Genomic DNA, 16,741 nt, shown 5'->3' on the forward strand with positions numbered 1-16,741 from the left:
CGGACCACGGTGGGGCTTTCCCAAGGGTGAAGGTCAAGCGCCCGGGCCCGCCCGGCCGGTGGGCAGGCTGCTGGTGACCTGCCGGTGTCGTTTCTGGAGGAAGCCCCCCGGGTCGGTGGCGGTTCAGGCGCCGCCGGTGAGGGAGGCGTGCGGGACGGACCAGAGTGGCTGCTCGTAGGGGACGCGCTCCAGCACCCCGCCGGCGAACACGGTGTACAGGGGCAGGCTCCGCAGGTGCACGTAGCCGATGTGGCAGTCGCACTCCTCCTTCGGGCAGGGCGCTGCGGTGCGGCGCCAGGTGTCGTCGTACAGGTTGCCGAGCGGCTCGGGCACGAAATGGCACCGGCGGACCGTGCCGTCGCCGAGCACGGAGATCACCTCGTCGCCGGTGCGGCACGCGCGCCCGCGGGACCGGTGCGGCCTGACGCTGTAGCCGAACAGCGGGTCGATCGCGGTCCACGCGGCCTCCTCCGCCGGCGTGTAGGTGTGGCCGTCGGCGGCGTTGACCCACAGGTACACCTCGGGCGGCAGCGACGCACGCAGCGCCTTCGCGTCGGGAAGGTGCGCGGGCAGGCCGACGACGCCGACGGAGTGCCGGATGCCGTGCCGGCGCAGCGTCGCCACCTGCAGCAGGAAGCGCTCCAGGCTCGTCTGCCCGGGGTGGTACGTGCACCACAGCGCGAGCGTGTCCCGTTCGGCGTCGGCGACCCAGCCGAGCCGCCCCGCGAGGTTGGTCTGGATCGCGGCCCGCCCGACGTGCGGCAGGTGCGACAGCCGGACGAGCGCGGCCCGGTACCAGGACCGCGTCAGCCCCTCGCCCCACGGCGTGAACAGCACCTCGGTCGGCTCGGCGGGGTGCGACTCGACCCAGCCGACGAACCGGTCGAGCGCGGCCCGGTCCTCGCGCAGCAGTTCGGGTGGGTCGCGCCGCTTCGCGAACGGGCAGTACGGGCAGTCGTAGTTGCAGCTCGCGAGCGGGCCGCGGTACAGGATCCTCATCGCGGCACGTGCCCGGCCATGGCGGCGCGGACGCCTGCGGAGATGAGCCAGGGCCCGATCGCGTCGGAGTGCGCGAGCCCCTCGGCCGTGAGCCGGTGCCCGTCGAGGTGGCCGCTGTCGCGGAGCAGACCCAGCGCCGGGAAGTCGTCGTCGACGCCGGTGCCGAACCGCGCCCGGTACGCCGCCGGCTCCACCCCCGGCGCCCGCAGCAGCGACTTGAGCAGCCAGCGGCGGCGCTGCTCGGTGCCGTCGAGCACGAACCCGACCTCGGCCACGTCGAAGTCCTCCGCCGGCCGCGCCAGGTAGTCGTCCAGAATGCCCCGAACCTGCCGGACACTCACCGCATAGTCGAACGAATAGTGCAGTCCCGTCGTGTACGACCTGGCCCCGCACCCCAGGCCGACCATGCCGTCGTCCTGGCAGCAGTACCCGGGACCAGCGGGATCACCGGTCGGCGCGGCGTCACGCCGCCGGAACGCGCGCATCGACTGCTGCTCGTAACCCGCGTCGGCGAGCAGGTCGACGGCGTGCCGGTAGAGCCCGAGCCGCTGCGCGTCCCATTCGGGGTCGGGCGTGCCGGGGGCACGCCGGCCGAGCCCGGTCATCGGCCGCACGTACAGCGGGTACAGGTACAGCTCCTCGGGCCGCCACGTCAACGCGGTGCGCAGCGACGCGGTCCAGGTGGCGGTGGTCTGGCCGGGGATGCCGTAGATGAGGTCGATGTTCAGCTCGGCCGGCCCGGCCGCGCGGATCGTGTCGAGGGCCCGGTCGACCTCGGCGCGACGCTGCGGCCGGCCCGCGGCGTGCGCCTCGGCGTCGAGGAAGCTCTGCACACCGATGCTGACCCTGGTCGTGCCGCGCTCGACGAGGACCGCGAGCCGGTCGGCCGTCGCCGTGGCGGGTGACGTCTCCACCGACGTCGGCACCGCGCGCAGGTCCGCGCCGGCGGCCCGCTCGACGGTGTCGAACAGCCGGCTCAGCTCGGCCGCCGTCAGGTACGTCGGGGTCCCGCCGCCGATCGCGGCCCGGGCGTAGCTCGCGCCCGGCACGGCGGCGGCGACCCGGCCCGCCTGCCGGGCCAGCTGGTCGAGGTATGCGGTGACCTGCTCGGCGGGCGGCCGTGCCCTGGTGAACAGGTTGCAGAACCCGCACCGCATCTCACAGAACGGCACGTGGACGTAGAGGAACAGCGCGTCCGTCGCCTCCGCCGCCCAAACGTCGGCGAGCGCCGGCCGGGGACGCAGCGGCCGGTACGCGGTCTTGTGCGGGTACGCGTACAGGTACCCCTGATACGGAGATCCGAGCATCACCACTCCCCCGGCTCGAGCGTGAACTCGGCGTACGGCACCGTCCACACCACCTCGTGCGCGAAGCGGTGCCCGGTGTGCCCGTCCTCGCCATACGCCGTGCCGTGGTCGCTGCACATGATCACGTGGCACGGCCGGCCGCGGGACGTGACGAGCCCGAACAGCGTCGGCAGGTGCCGGTCGACGTATGCCAGCGCCGCCCCGTGCGACGCGACCGTGTCCTCGGCGGCGCCGGGCAGGTAGTGCCGGTTGGGCTGATGCATGGCGGCGACGTTGACGAACGTGAACAGCGGCCCGTCCTCGGGCAGCACCGTCTTGAGCCGCTCGAGCTGCGCCTCGAAGCAGCCCGGGTTGGTGACCCCGAACTCCCGCGTCCAGTGCGCCTCGTCGAAGAGCCCCGGCAGCACCCCGCCCTGCGCCGACGTCATCGCGAAGAAGCCCACGCCGCCGACGCAGATGGTGTGGTAGCCCGCGGCCCGCAACCCGGTGACGACATCGCCCTCGTCGAACTCCCACGTGTCCTCGCCGACCGTCGTGCTGCCCGGGAAGCGCGCCGCGAACGGCCGCTCGTGCGGCCCCGGCGTCACCGGTGTCGGCAGGAACCCGCCGAAGAACGCGTGGTGCGCCGCATACGTGAACGACGCCGGCGTGTGCCGCCGCTCCCACTCCCCGCCGGGAAGCACCTTCGCCAGGTTGGGCGTCCGTCCGGCCCGCAACTGCCCGGCCGCGACGTCGTGCCGCAGCGTGTCCAACGTGACGAACAGCAGGTCATGGCTGCCGACAAACCGCTTCACCGCACGGCCCAGCTCTCCGCGACGCCCCCACGAGCAGCCGCGCCCGCCGCTGACCCACCACCCGAAGCCCCCTGCCCGCTGACCGCGACGCGGGAAACGCCCGATCCGGCAACCGCGCCACCTGGCCCGGCAACCGTGACACGGGGAACACCCGGCCCAGCGACCACGCCACCCAGAGCACGCTGCCCGGCAACCACGTCACTCGGCCCGGCAAGCACGACGTGCGGTGGGCGCGCGGCAACCGTGCCACGGGCAAACGTCCCGGGCAGTGCCGTGACCGCAGCGGATTCGCTGATCCGGATCGGCGCGCGCACGGTGCCGCCGGCCGGCTGCGGCAAGGCAACCAGCCGCGACGGCTCGCGGCCGACCGGCTGCGACGGCAGGTCAGCGACGACCTGCGCCTGCACGCCTGCGGACGGAGAAGGCGGCGCGGCGGTGACCGAAGGCGGCGGGGCGGTGAAGCGGCCGGAGAGGAGGGCGTCGAGCTCGGCGGAGTACGTGTCGCGGCCGGCGACGAGCAGCCCGGGCAGCAGGTCGCCGAACGCGTTGACCTCGGCGACGGCGTGGGTGCCGTGGTCGCGGCCGAACATCAGGTCCACGCCGACGTGCAGGCTGCCGGGGAAGCAGGCCGCCGCCGCCGCCTCGCAGGTGCGCATCGCGGCCGCCCAGTGCTCCTCCCCCACCGCGGCCCGGACGCCGGGCAGGTCGCCGCGGGCGTTGCCCAGGTGCAGGTTGGTCATCGGGGACCTGCCGGTGCGCACGACGACGTGGCTGACCCGGCCGGCGACGACGAGCACCCGCAGATCGAACACGAGCCCGTCGTGCGACGCCTTCGGCAGCCACCGCTCGACGTGCAGGCCGTCGACGGCGAGCCGGTCGACGATCGCGGCGATGGTCCGCTCGTCGGTATACCTGTGCACGCGCAGCTGGTTGTAGAGCTTGCCGCCGTCGAGGGCCGCGGAGGTGTACGCGACGACCCGCCCCCGCTCGCGAGCCCCGCCGAACCCGAGCGCGACGACCCCCGACGCCGACGACCCGTGCGGCGGCTTGACGAACACCCGCCGCCAGCCGCGCTCACGGATCTCCTGATAGCCGGCCGCGGCGAACGCCTCGGGCACCGCCACGCCCCTGGACCGCAGCAGCGCGTGGCACCGCCGCTTGTCGAACATGACGTCGAGCTCGTCGACCGCGGTCAGCAGCGGCACGCCCCACGCCTCGACCCGGCGGGCCGCCGCGACGAGACCGCGGTGCCAGGCGGCGAGCCCGACGATCTCGCCGTGCGCGGCCTCGCTCCCCGCGCCCCGCAGCAGCCGGTCGGTCTCGGCGTCCTCCCCCGGTGACTCCAGCCGGATCCAGCTCGACCCGCCGCCGTCGACCCGCGCGCCGGCGCAGACGTCGCGCCAGCTCACGACCGTGGGCTCGGGGAGTCCCGCGGCGACGGCCGCGTCGCGGAACAGCCTGACCCGCCGGTTGCCGGGAACGCCGACGACGGTGATGGCGGTCATTCCGACACTGCCGTGTAGCGCTCGCCGTCGTCCTCCTCCTGCTGGTCGGACAGGTCGACGTCGACGCCGGGCAGCTCGGCCCGGAGCCGGTCGGCCAGCTCGGCCGAGACGAAGTGGTGGGACAGATCGAGCCGTCGCAGGTGGGTCAGCGGCTGGCCGAGCAGGAGCGCCTCGGCGCCCCGGTCGGAGAGGATGCCGAGGGACAGGTCGAGCTCCTCGAGGCGGGGCACGACGGGCGCGCCGGCGAGCGCGGCCGCGACCTGGTCGGCGATCTCGGCGTTGCGCAGCGCGAGCCGGCGCAGCCGGGGCATGCCCGAGCCGCTGAGGACCGGCGTCAGGTCCTCGACGGTGATGTCGCCGCCATACTCGCTGACGCCGAGCCACAGCTCCAGGTCGGTCAGCGCCGGCAGGTGCGAGTCGACGACGCCGCGGAGGAAGGCCGCGGGCAGGCCGCCGCTCTCCACCGCCAGCTCACGCAGGCGCATGTGCCGCACCGGGGACAGCTGCAGCCCGTCGGCACCGCGGATGCGCAGGATCTCCAGCCCCGGGAACGCGGCGAGCAGCGGCGCCACGTCGGTGTGGTTGATCCAGGAGATCTCGCACTCCTCGCCGGTCATCTCGCCGATGAACAGCGCCCGCAGGTGCGGCAGGCGGGCGCGGGCGGCGATGAGCAGGTGCAGGGGCGGCGCGGTGTCATACGCCTCGCCCCACTGGCCGATGACGAACGCGTGGATGGACTCGCCGCCGACGACGTCGAGGCACCGGTCGAGGGTGGAGCCGAACACCTCCTCGCTGTCCTCATAGTCCGTCTCGATCCGCCACGCGACGGCGCTGCGCGGGGTGCCAGCCCGGTCCAGCTTGTCGACGACGCCGGGCCCGAACTGCATCACCGGAAGCCCGGCGAACGTCGTGATGTGCCTCATGCGCGGGACCCTAACAGGACCCCCCGACATTTCCCGGCGACCGGCGGGGCAGCTGCGGCGCGGCGAACCGCCAACCCTGCGTGAGCAGCTCGTCGCAGGCCGCGAGTGCCGTGCGCAGTCGCATCCGGTACGTCCCGGTCAGCTCGATCCACGGGACCCGGCCGGCGGCGAGCTCGGCGCGGAACCGGTCGGTCATCCACCCGCGTAGATGCTCGCCGTCACGCATCCCGTCGTCCTCGAAGGGCACGTCGTCGTCGGGGGTCAGCAGGTACAGCGCGGGCTCGCGGGCGGCGGCGCGGACCTCCGGCGAGGCGGAGCCGAGGTAGCGCTCCTCCCAGACGGCGGTGGCGAACGCGTCGGTGTCACAGATGAGCAGCGGCCCGCCGGCCCGGGCGGCGGCGTCCTCCGCGGCGTTCTGCTCGCGCACGACGGTCAGGAAGTCCTCGCGGTCCCAGACGAGGTCCTCGACCTTGACGCCGCCGGCCATCTTCAGCTCGGTGAGGGTCCGCCCGTACTCCGGCACCCAGCGCGTGCCGGCGAACGCTCCACCGCGCAGTCTGAGCTGGGCGGCGAGCGCCCGCGCGAGGGTGGTGGTGCCGGTCGACTCGGCACCGACGACGACCACCCGCCGGGCCAGCCAGCCGCGTACGGGAGGGGCCAGGAACGCCCAGTTGGCCACCGGATCGGCGCGCACGGCAGTGCCCGAGACCGGCACACCGCGCCTCGGCGGGTCGACCGGGACGTGCCGCGCGTCGAACCGTCGGGCGAGCTCATCGCCGTACAACTCGGATGAAAAAACCAGGTCGACCTGCACCGGACCGACGGCCCCGCGGAAGACCTCGTAGTGCGCCTGCCAGATGTCGGGGTCGTCGTAGTCGATCGGCAGGTCGCAGTACACGCCGGCGAAGCGCACGTGCGGGCTGGCCGAATGGACCTCGCGCAGCCATTCGAGGCGGGTCTCGAGCGGGATGGATTCGGCGCTCGACGGCGCGACGACGACGGTGACCCGGTCGCATGTACGGGCAGCGGTGTCGATGAGCAGGTGGTGCCCGGCGTGCGGCGGGTAGAACTTGCCGACGACGAGGCCGTGGGTCACGCCGGCACCGTCTCGCGCCGCGGGTCGAGGGCCTGCCGCCACGCGCGCAACCCCAGGACGCACAGGGCGAGGAAGGCGAGGTAGAGCACCGCGGTGAGCCACAGGTCCTTGTACCCGTAGAGCGGCACGTAGACGACGTCGACCGCGATCCACAGCCACCAGCTCTCGACGAGCCGGCGGGTCTGTCCGTAGGTCGCGAGCAGGGAGAGAGCGGTGGTCGCGGCGTCCGGCCACGGCACGGTCGAGCTGGTGAAACGGTCGAGGTACCACCACAACACCACGGTGAGCGACACGCCAGCGACAGCGAGTGCGCCCCATTCGACGCGGGTCGTGCGACGGACTACCGTCGTGGCACCCGGACGCCACCGCCACCAGCCGTAGGCGCCGAGCACCACATAGACCACCTGAAGCCACGCGTCGCCATAGAGGCCGACGTGCCAGAACGCGACCATGAGCAGCAGCACGTTGGCGATGCCGATGGGCCAGTTCGCGATGTGCTGCCGCACGACCAGCCAGACCGTGACCAGCCCCGTCAGGAATCCCAGCAGCTCCGCCCATGTGGTGGGGGCGCCGAAAGCGTGGAAGGCGGTGGATGTGAGCCAGTCGAGCACGATGTCCCCTACCCTGTCCGAATGGTTCTGGAAGTTGCACTCATCGACGTGCTCGCCGGTCGCGAGGACGAGTTCGCCGCCGTGTACGGCAAGGCACACACGCTGCTCGCGACCACCCCCGGCTGCCGGTCCGTGCGCATGACACGCGGCGTCGAGTCACCGACCCGGTTCGTGCTGCTGGTGGAGTGGGACTCGGTGGACGCGCACCTGGACAACTTCCGCGCCACCGACCGCTTCACGCAGTGGCGCGGGCTGCTCGGGCCGTTCTTCAACGGCGCGCCGACCGTCGAGCACTTCGTCGACGTGCCCGCCTGACCGGTCAGTCGCCGGCCTTCTTCCACACGGTGAAGTCGAGGTACGTGGTGTAGAGCTGGCCGCTGACGACGGCCTCGCCGGACCTGGGCGTGAACCAGCCGAACCGCTGGTCGCCGGTGCGGACGCAGACCTTCGTGGTGGGCAGCAGCGCGCTGAGCAGGACCCGGTCGCCCCACTGGGCGGCCGGGACCGCCGAGCAGACGGCGAGGGTCGGCGTCTGCAGGACGGGGGCGAAGGCCGCGCCGCCCACAGCGGTCAGCCCGAGCGCGCCGGCGGCCATGTCGGCGCCGGACGCCTGCTTGGCGCCGTTGTCGAAGTCGAACGTCTCGTCGGGCTGCCCCGCGAGGACGGTCATCCGCACGGTGCCGGCGCGCAGCACGTCGGTGACGGTGCCCTCCGGCACGGGGCTGGTCACGACGGCGCTCGGGTCGGGGGTGCCGGCGCTGAGCGCGGGCACGGGCGATCCGTTGGCGTCGAGGCTCGGGGACCCTGCGCCCCCCGCGGTGGCCCCGGCGGTGGCCCCGGAGCCGGCCGGCGTCGTCGCCTCGGTCATCGGCGCGGTGGCGGCACGGTTCTCACCGGTCGGCGTCTGCGTGTCGCCGGACGACTTCCGGGTGGCGAGCACCCCGCCCACCGCCGCGGCGAGGAGCACGATCAGGCCGATGACCAGGGCGGCGATCCGCCAGCGGCGGCTGTGCGCCTCCTGGGGCGGCTCGGCGGCCGCGACCGGCGGCGCTTCCTGCGGTGCCTCCTGCGGTGCCCGCTGCCCTTCCTTCGGGGGAGTCGCCTGCCTGGGGACGATCGCGTAGGCCGAGGTCGGCCAGCCGGACCCGCCGTCGAGCGGCGAGTCCGACATCCAGCCACGCCGGCTGCGGGGTCGCGGCGGCGACCCGTTGACCTGGTCGTGGCTCGGCTCCGTCGGCGGATCCTGCCGTGGGGGGTGTCCCGGCTCCATGCAGCGCGTCCTTCTGGTCCTGGCGTCGGTGCAGATCGTGCACTTGCGCACGGCACTCGTGCACTCGCCCGGGCAGAGTATCGCTGACAGCCCGCGTCTCGCGCCACGGCTGATGGCGTTGATGACCCACCGTTCGGGTGCCCGCCCGCACCCGCTCGGGTCGCCTGTCAGCGCGCCAGCATCTGCGCGACCGCGGTCGCTCCCGACGCCGCGTACCAGCCGCTGACCGCGAGTATCGCCAGCACGGCGGCGGCGGCGAAGATGCCCGCGGCCTCGGTCGTCGACCGGCGCAGCGAGCGGCCGCGGCGGTGCCGTGGTCCCTGTTCGGCCACGTCGGCGGCCGCAATGATCATGGTGATGTCACGGCGCCCCAGGCCCGGCCGGCCGATGCAGTGTCGCCCTTGTGTCATGTTCGCCCCGCTATGTCGTCTTCCTCAGCACGGAGGTTAACTCCGCAAATGCCGTTTTCCGCGCCGTACACGCCGGAGATCACCTGACCGGTGCGCGGCGGGTCCGTCCGCTCTGCTGTGATGGGCGGATGAGGATGGTGGGGCTGACCGGCGGCATCGGCGCCGGTAAGAGCGCCGTGGCGGAGCGGCTGGCCGCGCTCGGCGCCGTGATCATCGACGCGGACCGGCTGGCGCGCGAGGTCGTGGAGCCCGGCACGCCCGGCCTGGCCGCGGTCGTCGAGGCGTTCGGCGACGGCGTGCTCACCGCGGACGGCGCGCTCGACCGGGCCGCGATGGCGAGCCGGATCTTCGGCTCCGACGAGGCGCGCGCGACGCTGGAGGGCATCGTGCACCCCCTCGTCCGGGCACGGACGGCCGAGCTGGTCGCGGCCGCGCCTGACGGCGCCGTCGTCGTCAACGATGTGCCGCTCCTCGTCGAGAAGCAGATGTCACGCCTGTACGAGACGGTGGTCATCGTGTTCGCCTCGCTCCCCACGCGACTGGACCGGCTGGTGCGGTTGCGCGGGATGACGCCCGAGGAGGCCCGGGCCCGGATCGCGGCGCAGGCGACGGACGAGCAGCGGCGGGCGGTCGCGGACGTCTCGATCGTCAACGACGGCACACCGGCCGAGCTGGACGCGGCGGTTGCGACGGCTTGGCCCTTGATCGCCGGTACAGCCTGACGTCTGCGCCCCTGACGCAGGGGCGCTCGCGGCGGCCGGTCGCGCGTGTCGCGCGATCCATCCACGGTGCGCTCGCCGACCGTGACGGGCCGGGGCAGCAACCTGGCGCCGGGAGGGCCGGACCGAGTAAATGGCCGGCCTGCTCTCCGGTCGGCCGCCGCGAGCGGCCTACAGCTCTACGGTAGTCCGGTGATCTTCCCCACACAATCGTCAGGTTGAATACGATCAACCACCCAGGGCGAGGAACCCGAAAGTTGTCATACCCCCCGCGTACGGTTGGGGTCATGGCGCTCGACATTCCCCGCTTGGACAACCGCTTCGAGGTGGTCAGCGAATACGTTCCGTCCGGCGACCAGCCCGCCGCCATCGAGCAGCTGGCGCGTCGCATCCGGTCCGGCGAGCGGCACTCGGTGCTGCTCGGCGCGACCGGCACCGGCAAGAGCGCGACGACCGCATGGCTCGTCGAGCGGCTGCAGCGCCCGACGCTCGTGCTCGCCCACAACAAGACCCTCGCAGCGCAGCTGGCCACGGAGTTCCGCGGCCTCATGCCCAACAACGCGGTCGAATACTTCGTCAGCTACTACGACTACTACCAGCCTGAGGCCTACATCCCGCAGACCGACACCTACATCGAGAAGGACTCGTCGGTCAACGAGGAGGTCGAGCGGCTGCGCCACTCCGCGACGATGAGCCTGCTGACCCGCCGCGACGTCATCGTGGTCGCGACCGTCTCCGCGATCTACGGTCTGGGCACGCCCGAGGAGTATCTGGACCGGGCCGCCAAGGTGACCGTCGGGCAGGAGCTCGAGCGCGACAAGCTGCTGCGGCGGCTGGTCGACATCCAGTACACGCGCAACGACCTCGCGTTCAACCGTGGCACGTTCCGGGTCCGCGGCGACACGCTGGAGATCATCCCCGCCTATGAGGAGCTCGCGATCCGGATCGAGTTCTTCGGCGACGAGATCGAGCGCCTGTCCTACCTGCACCCGCTGACCGGCGACGAGATCCGCCAGGTCGACCAGCTGATGATCTTCCCCGCGACGCACTACGGCGGTGGCCCCGAGCGCATGGAGCGGGCGATCTCGCAGATCGAGGTGGAGCTGGAGGAGCGCCTCGCCGAGCTCGACCGCGAGGGCAAGCTGCTGGAGGCTCAGCGGCTGCGCATGCGCACCACGTATGACATCGAGATGATGCGCCAGGTCGGCTTCTGCAACGGCATCGAGAACTACTCCCGCCACATCGACGGCCGCGAGGCGGGCAGCCCGCCGCACTGCCTGCTCGACTACTTCCCCGACGACTTCCTCACCGTGATCGACGAGTCGCACGCCACCGTGCCGCAGATCGGCGGCATGTATGAGGGCGACGCCTCACGGAAGCGGACGCTCGTCGAGCACGGGTTCCGGCTGCCCAGCGCCCAGGACAACCGGCCGCTACGCTTCGACGAGTTCGAGGAGCGGGTCGGCCAGACCGTCTACCTGTCGGCGACCCCCGGCCCGTGGGAGCTCGGCCGCACGCAGGGCGAGTTCGTCGAGCAGGTCATCCGCCCGACCGGCCTCGTCGACCCGCAGGTCATCGTCAAGCCCACCAAGGGCCAGATCGACGACCTCATGCACGAGATCAACCAGCGGGTCGAGCTCGACGAGCGGGTCCTCGTCACCACCCTGACGAAGAAGATGGCCGAGGACCTCACCGACTACCTGCTGGAGCACGGCATCCGCGTGCGCTACCTGCACTCCGAGGTCGACACCCTGCGCCGCGTCGAGCTGCTGCGCGAGCTGCGGCGCGGCGAGTTCGACGTGCTCGTCGGCATCAACCTGCTCCGCGAGGGCCTCGACCTGCCCGAGGTGAGCCTGGTCGCGATCCTCGACGCCGACAAGGAAGGCTTCCTGCGCTCCGGCACCAGCCTCATCCAGACCATCGGCCGCGCCGCGCGTAACGTCTCCGGCCAGGTCCACATGTATGCCGACAAGATGACCCCGTCGATGACCCTCGCCATCGACGAGACCAACCGGCGCCGCGACAAGCAGATCGCCTACAACCTCGCCAACGGCATCGACCCCCAGCCGCTGCGCAAGAAGCTCGGCGACATCCTCGACGACATCTACCGCGAGGCCGAGGACACCGCCGGCGCCGTCGTCGGCCACGGCCCGGGCGGCGCCATCACCGTCGGCGGCGGCCGCCAGATGAGCCGCGGCAAGTCCCCCGAAAACACCCGCGCCCGCCAGAAGGGCGGCGGCACGAAGGGCACCGCGGGCGCCGCCACCCCAGCCCGCGCGGGCATGGCCCGCGCCGAGCTCGCCACCCTCATCCAGGAGCTCAACGACCAGATGCTCGGCGCCGCCCGCGAGCTGCAGTTCGAGCTCGCCGCCCGCCTCCGCGACGAGGTCTCCGAACTCAAGAAGGAACTCCGCGCCATGGACGTAGCCGGCGTCAAGTAACCACCCACCCCGCCCCCAGCACCGCGCGCGCAGCGGCTCCACACCTACCGGAGCCGCTGCACGCCACGGCCTCCCAGGCCCGCACGCAGGCAGCACTCGCACCGACCAACGCCCCCACCTGCCGTCGTCCGCAGCAGCGGGCGCGGGGGCCAGCCGCGGACGGGCCGGCGGCGAGCGCGGCGGGCGGCGGGCGGCGGGCGGCGGGCGGCGGGCGGCGGGCGGCGGGCGCGGCGGGCGCGGCGGGCGGCGGGCGGCGGGCGGCGGGCGGCGGGCGGCGGGCGGCGGGCGGCGGGCAACGCTCCACACCTACCGACGACACCGCCTGGTGCCACGATGTCAGGGGCGACGGTGGGCACGGCGACCACCGGCAGACAGCACGTCGGCGCCCGTTCGGAGCCGCCACACACCACCACCTCCGGCTACACGCGGACAACACTCACTCCCACCAACGGCACCCACCCACCGTCTTTCGGCAGGCAGCACTTCGCGCCTACCGAACCCAGCCACCTAGCGCCCTCGCCAGGCTGACAGCACGTCCACACCCGATTCGGAGCCGCACCCGCCGGAGGCGCCGCCGGCCACCAATCTCCATGAGCTGCCTGCGGAGCAGCGCTCCACTCGCACCGAAGGCGCTGCCCACCCAGGCATGGACCCGCCCGTCGCCATCTCCGGCTGTACGCGGGCGGCACAGGGCGAGGTGCCGGTAATGCTCCCCGACTCCGCCCTCACAAGGATCCAGCTTCGTCGTTCAGTGCTGCCACACCACCGGTGGTCTCAGAACCAGCGCAAATCCCTCGAATAGGCTAAACCTCGCCCTCGCCGGCGGCTGTAGATCTGAGGTATCCGGGGTGATCACCGTCTGGGACGAGGCGCCGCGACCCCGCCTCACGGTCCCAAACAGACGTCGATCAATGTCAAAATTTGCACCTTTTGCGCCATAGATATTGCGCTATCCACCTACAAAATGATCTCTGAATTGTGGGTGGATCGCGCAGCGTCGATGCGGGCCGCCGCGCCAGCGGGTACCCCCGCGATGGTTGCAAGACCAGCGACGGCGTGGATGCACCGGGTGGCGCTCTCGTCAGCGCTGGACCAGGTGGGGACGGCGGCCGGGGAACATCACCGCGACCACGGCGCGGGCGGCAATCACGCCACCGTGGAGGCGCAGGTGAAGTCCGTACGTAGCACGGCCGAGGCGCGCCGCCCACATACAGAAAACATAAGGCCTCCCGGAGCCGACCGCGTGGTCCGCGGACAGCCGCGCCTGGTGGGAACGGCGGGAACGGGAGAGGCCCCGCAGCCGAATCCGGCTACGGGGCCTCTCCTTATGTTCTGCGAGCCGTCAGCTCTTGCCGCCGGCCAGCTTCTCGCGCAGGGCCGCGAGGGCCTCGTCCGTCGCGAGGGTGCCTGCCGGCTCCTCCGGGGCGCGAGCCGCCGTCGGGGTCGACGAGGTGACCGGGCCGCTGCTCGTCGCGCCGGCCGCGGCAGTGGCGGCGGGCTCGGCGGCGTCGGCCTGGCGGGCCGTCTGCACCTGCTTGGTGTGGGCCTCCCAGCGCTGGCGGGCCTCAGCGTACTGCTGCTCCCACGCCTCGCGCTGCTTCTCGAAGCCGGCCATCCACTCGGCGGTCTCCGGGTCGAAGCCCTCCGGGTAGATGTAGTTGCCCTGCTCGTCGTAGGTGGCCGACATGCCGTAGAGGGTCGGGTCGAAGTGCTCCTCGCCCTCGACGAAGCCCTCGTTGGCCTGCTTGAGCGACAGCGAGATCCGGCGACGCTCGAGGTCGATGTCGATGACCTTGACCATGACGTCGGAGCCGACCTGCACGACCTGCTCCGGGATCTCCACGTGGCGCTCGGCCAGCTCGGAGATGTGCACCAGGCCCTCGATGCCGTCGTCGACGCGGACGAACGCACCGAACGGAACGAGCTTGGTGACCTTGCCCGGGACGATCTGCTGGATCGCGTGGGTGCGCGCGAACTGGCGCCACGGGTCTTCCTGGGTCGCCTTCAGCGACAGGGAGACGCGCTCACGGTCCAGGTCGACGTCGAGCACCTCGACCTCGACCTCCTGGCCGACCTCGACAACCTCGGACGGGTGGTCGATGTGCTTCCAGGACAGCTCGGACACGTGCACCAGGCCGTCGACGCCACCGAGGTCGACGAACGCACCGAAGTTGACGATCGAGGACACGACGCCCTTGCGGACCTGGCCCTTCTGCAGCTTGTGCAGGAACTCGGTGCGCACCTCGGACTGGGTCTGCTCGAGGTAGGCCCGGCGGGACAGGACCACGTTGTTGCGGTTCTTGTCCAGCTCGATGATCTTCGCCTCGAGCTCACGCCCCACGTACGGCTGCAGGTCGCGGACCCGGCGCATCTCGACCAGGGACGCCGGCAGGAAGCCACGGAGCCCGATGTCGAGGATGAGACCACCCTTGACCACCTCGATGACGGAGCCGCGAACGATCCCGTCGTCTTCCTTGATCTTCTCGATCGTGCCCCACGCCCGCTCGTACTGCGCGCGCTTCTTCGAGAGGATCAGACGCCCTTCCTTGTCCTCCTTCTGAAGGACCAGGGCTTCGATGTGGTCACCGACCGACACGACCTCAGCAGGGTCGACATCATGCTTGATCGACAACTCGCGCGAGGGGATGACACCCTCGGTCTTGTAGCCGATGTCGAGCAGGACCTCGTCCCGGTCGACCTTGACGACGGTGCCTTCGACGATGTCGCCGTCGTTGAAGTACTTGATGGTCTCGTCGATCGCGGCGAGGAACGCCTCATCGGACGCGAGTTCGTCGACGACCTTGTTGCTGCTGGCGCTCGAGGTGGCCTCGATGCTGCTCGTCATGTGGGTTGTTGCTCCGGTCGGTGGGTGACTTCGGTGGACCTGCGCTCCCGCGGACCATCGTCGGGGCACAACCCGCCTGTCGCAGTGCAGGATCAGTGCATTGGAAGCTCAGGATGTGTCAGACGATCGTGAGCCTGCTCCATGCCGAGGCGCACAACCCACGAGTGCACCGATCAGCCTACCCTGCGCAATACCACATGGTCCAACCCTCCCCCAGACCCGATCCGCCGACTTTTGCGGGGCCTACCGTTGCAGTCCATGGAAACGTCACCAGACGCAGGCGTCACACGACGCGCAGTGAACCCAGCCGAGAGCCGCCGCGCGAGCCGGGGCTGGTGGGACGCTGACGCCGACGCCTACCAGGCCGAACACGGCGCGTTCCTCGGTGACGCCGACTTCGTCTGGTGCCCGGAAGGCCTGCGCGAGGCCGACGCCCGGCTGCTCGGCGACGTCACCGGCAAGGACGTCCTGGAGATCGGCTGCGGCGCGGCGTCGTGCTCGCGTTGGCTGCACACCCAGGACGCGCGGGTCATCGCCAGCGACCTGTCGGCCGGCATGCTGCGGCACGCCACCGCCGGAAACACCCGATCGGGTGTAAAAGTGCCACTCCTGCAGGCCGACGCCACGGCCCTACCGTTCGCCGAAGGCGTATTCGACATCGTGTGCACCGCGTTCGGCGCCGTGCCGTTCGTCGCCGACTCCGGTCGCGTCATGCGGGAGGTGTACCGCGTGCTGCGCCCCGGCGGCCGCTGGGCCTTCTCGATCACCCATCCGATGCGGTGGGTGTTCCTGGACGACCCGGGCGAGGGCGGCCTGGTCGCGGTGCACTCCTACTTCGACCGCCGCGCCTACGTCGAGGAGGACGAGGCACACGTCCCGACGTACGTCGAGCAGCACCGCACCCTCGGCGACCGCATCCGCGAACTCGTCACGGCCGGCTTCGTCCTCAACGACCTCATCGAGCCCGAGTGGCCAGACGACCACAAGGGCACCTGGGGCCAGTGGAGCCCCCTGCGCGGCAAGATCTTCCCCGGCACCGCCATCTTCATCGCCACCAAGCCGACCTGACGGCACCTCGGCCGCGCAACCGCGCCAGCAGTCCGCGGGTCGGCCCAACCCCCACAAAATGCTGATATTTCCGGTTTAGCGGGCGCGGAGCGCCTGATAAACCGGAAAGAAAGGTCCCACGCGAGCGCAAGCACCGCGTTGAACCGGAAGAAAGGTCCCACGCGAGCGCAAGCACCGTTGAACCGGAAGACAGGTCCCACGCAAGCGCAAGCGCCGCTGAGCCGGAAGACAGGTCCCACGCGAAGGCGAGCGCCGTGGAACCGAAAGAGAGGACCCGTCGAAATCGGCGTAAGACGGGCGTTCGGCAGGAAGAGGGCGCCGAGCGGGGCGAAGGCGGCGAGCGGAACGACGTAGGCGCACGTGGACCGCGATCCACCCGGCGGTGGAACGTGGAAAGTCGAGGAGGTAGGGCGACCGACCGCCTGGTCCTCCACGGCCCGTAGAGGAGCCGGGCGTCGGACGGGACGGCCACACCGAGCCGCTCAGCGGCCGAACAGCCAAGCCAGCAGCCAACGTCGCGTCGTCGGGCCAAGCAGCCGAAGCCGACCCATCGAACCGGGAGCACGTGAGCGGGCGGGCAGGGAGGCGGGCCTGGTGCCCCGATGCTCCGACGGCTCGGCACCACCCGACGGCTCGGCACCACCCGACGGCTCGGTGCCACCCGACGGCTCGGTGCCACCCGACGGCTCGGTGCCACCCGACGGCTCGGTGCCACCCGACGGCTCGGTGCCACCCGACGGCTCGGTGCCACCC

Annotated in this window: 13 protein-coding genes and 1 pseudogene; 4 read left to right on the top strand and 10 right to left on the bottom strand. The window is 71.8% G+C overall.

The features are described 5' to 3' along the window. Positions 1-123: 123 nt before the first annotated feature. From AB0I21_RS25670 to pnuC, 7 genes are read right to left on the bottom strand one after another with little or no spacing between them, the layout of a single operon-like run. Complete coding sequence (locus AB0I21_RS25670) at positions 124-999, bottom strand: STM4011 family radical SAM protein (protein WP_360564780.1); 876 nt, start codon at positions 997-999, stop codon at positions 124-126. Continuing rightward, a complete protein-coding gene (locus AB0I21_RS25675) occupies positions 996-2,306 on the bottom strand; it encodes an STM4012 family radical SAM protein (protein ID WP_360564781.1) in 1,311 nt (436 codons plus the stop codon). The genes AB0I21_RS25670 and AB0I21_RS25675 overlap by 4 nt, the downstream gene beginning before the upstream one ends. Continuing rightward, the gene (locus AB0I21_RS25680; protein ID WP_360564783.1) at positions 2,306-3,100 is read right to left on the bottom strand and encodes an STM4013/SEN3800 family hydrolase; all 795 of its coding nucleotides are present in this window, start codon (positions 3,098-3,100) and stop codon (positions 2,306-2,308) included. The genes AB0I21_RS25675 and AB0I21_RS25680 overlap by 1 nt, the downstream gene beginning before the upstream one ends. Further along, complete coding sequence (locus tag AB0I21_RS25685; RefSeq protein ID WP_360564785.1) at positions 3,097-4,605, bottom strand: STM4014 family protein; 1,509 nt, start codon at positions 4,603-4,605, stop codon at positions 3,097-3,099. Before AB0I21_RS25685 ends, AB0I21_RS25680 begins: the two co-directional genes overlap by 4 nt. Then, positions 4,602-5,528, bottom strand: coding sequence for an STM4015 family protein (locus AB0I21_RS25690; protein WP_360564787.1), 927 nt, complete (start codon positions 5,526-5,528; stop codon positions 4,602-4,604). The genes AB0I21_RS25685 and AB0I21_RS25690 overlap by 4 nt, the downstream gene beginning before the upstream one ends. 10 nt (positions 5,529-5,538) lie before the next feature. Continuing rightward, complete coding sequence (locus AB0I21_RS25695; RefSeq protein ID WP_360564788.1) at positions 5,539-6,624, bottom strand: AAA family ATPase; 1,086 nt, start codon at positions 6,622-6,624, stop codon at positions 5,539-5,541. Further along, the gene (gene pnuC / locus AB0I21_RS25700; protein WP_360564790.1) at positions 6,621-7,235 is read right to left on the bottom strand and encodes a nicotinamide riboside transporter PnuC; all 615 of its coding nucleotides are present in this window, start codon (positions 7,233-7,235) and stop codon (positions 6,621-6,623) included. The genes AB0I21_RS25695 and pnuC overlap by 4 nt, the downstream gene beginning before the upstream one ends. A gap of 21 nt (positions 7,236-7,256) precedes the next feature. Between pnuC and AB0I21_RS25705 the strand changes: the two genes are divergently transcribed. Continuing rightward, positions 7,257-7,550 (top strand): antibiotic biosynthesis monooxygenase family protein, encoded by a 294-nt coding sequence (locus tag AB0I21_RS25705; RefSeq protein WP_360564791.1) that lies wholly within the window; start codon positions 7,257-7,259, stop codon positions 7,548-7,550. Positions 7,551-7,554: 4 nt separating this feature from the next. Here the strand turns inward: AB0I21_RS25705 and AB0I21_RS25710 are convergent, their stop codons facing one another. Then, a complete protein-coding gene (locus AB0I21_RS25710) occupies positions 7,555-8,406 on the bottom strand; it encodes a hypothetical protein (protein WP_360564793.1) in 852 nt (283 codons plus the stop codon). Positions 8,407-8,672: 266 nt separating this feature from the next. Continuing rightward, a complete protein-coding gene (locus AB0I21_RS25715) occupies positions 8,673-8,915 on the bottom strand; it encodes a hypothetical protein (protein ID WP_360564794.1) in 243 nt (80 codons plus the stop codon). Between the two features lie 128 nt (positions 8,916-9,043). On the opposite strand from AB0I21_RS25715, the pseudogene coaE reads away from it, so the two are divergent. Together coaE and uvrB are read left to right on the top strand one after the other, a co-directional pair. Continuing rightward, positions 9,044-9,601 (top strand): annotated as a pseudogene (gene coaE, locus AB0I21_RS25720) (dephospho-CoA kinase); the annotation flags it as partial. Between the two features lie 320 nt (positions 9,602-9,921). Then, complete coding sequence (gene uvrB, locus AB0I21_RS25725; protein ID WP_360564796.1) at positions 9,922-12,075, top strand: excinuclease ABC subunit UvrB; 2,154 nt, start codon at positions 9,922-9,924, stop codon at positions 12,073-12,075. 1,342 nt (positions 12,076-13,417) lie between these two features. Here the strand turns inward: uvrB and rpsA are convergent. Continuing rightward, positions 13,418-14,920, bottom strand: coding sequence for a 30S ribosomal protein S1 (gene rpsA / locus AB0I21_RS25730; protein WP_344503470.1), 1,503 nt, complete (start codon positions 14,918-14,920; stop codon positions 13,418-13,420). A 258-nt stretch (positions 14,921-15,178) separates the two neighbouring features. On the opposite strand from rpsA, the gene AB0I21_RS25735 reads away from it, so the two are divergent. After that, positions 15,179-15,988, top strand: coding sequence for a class I SAM-dependent methyltransferase (locus tag AB0I21_RS25735; RefSeq protein WP_360564797.1), 810 nt, complete (start codon positions 15,179-15,181; stop codon positions 15,986-15,988). The last annotated feature ends 753 nt before the right edge of the window (positions 15,989-16,741 follow it).

This window comes from Dactylosporangium sp. NPDC050588, from assembly GCF_040654975.1.
Lineage (GTDB): Bacteria > Actinomycetota > Actinomycetes > Mycobacteriales > Micromonosporaceae > Dactylosporangium > Dactylosporangium maewongense.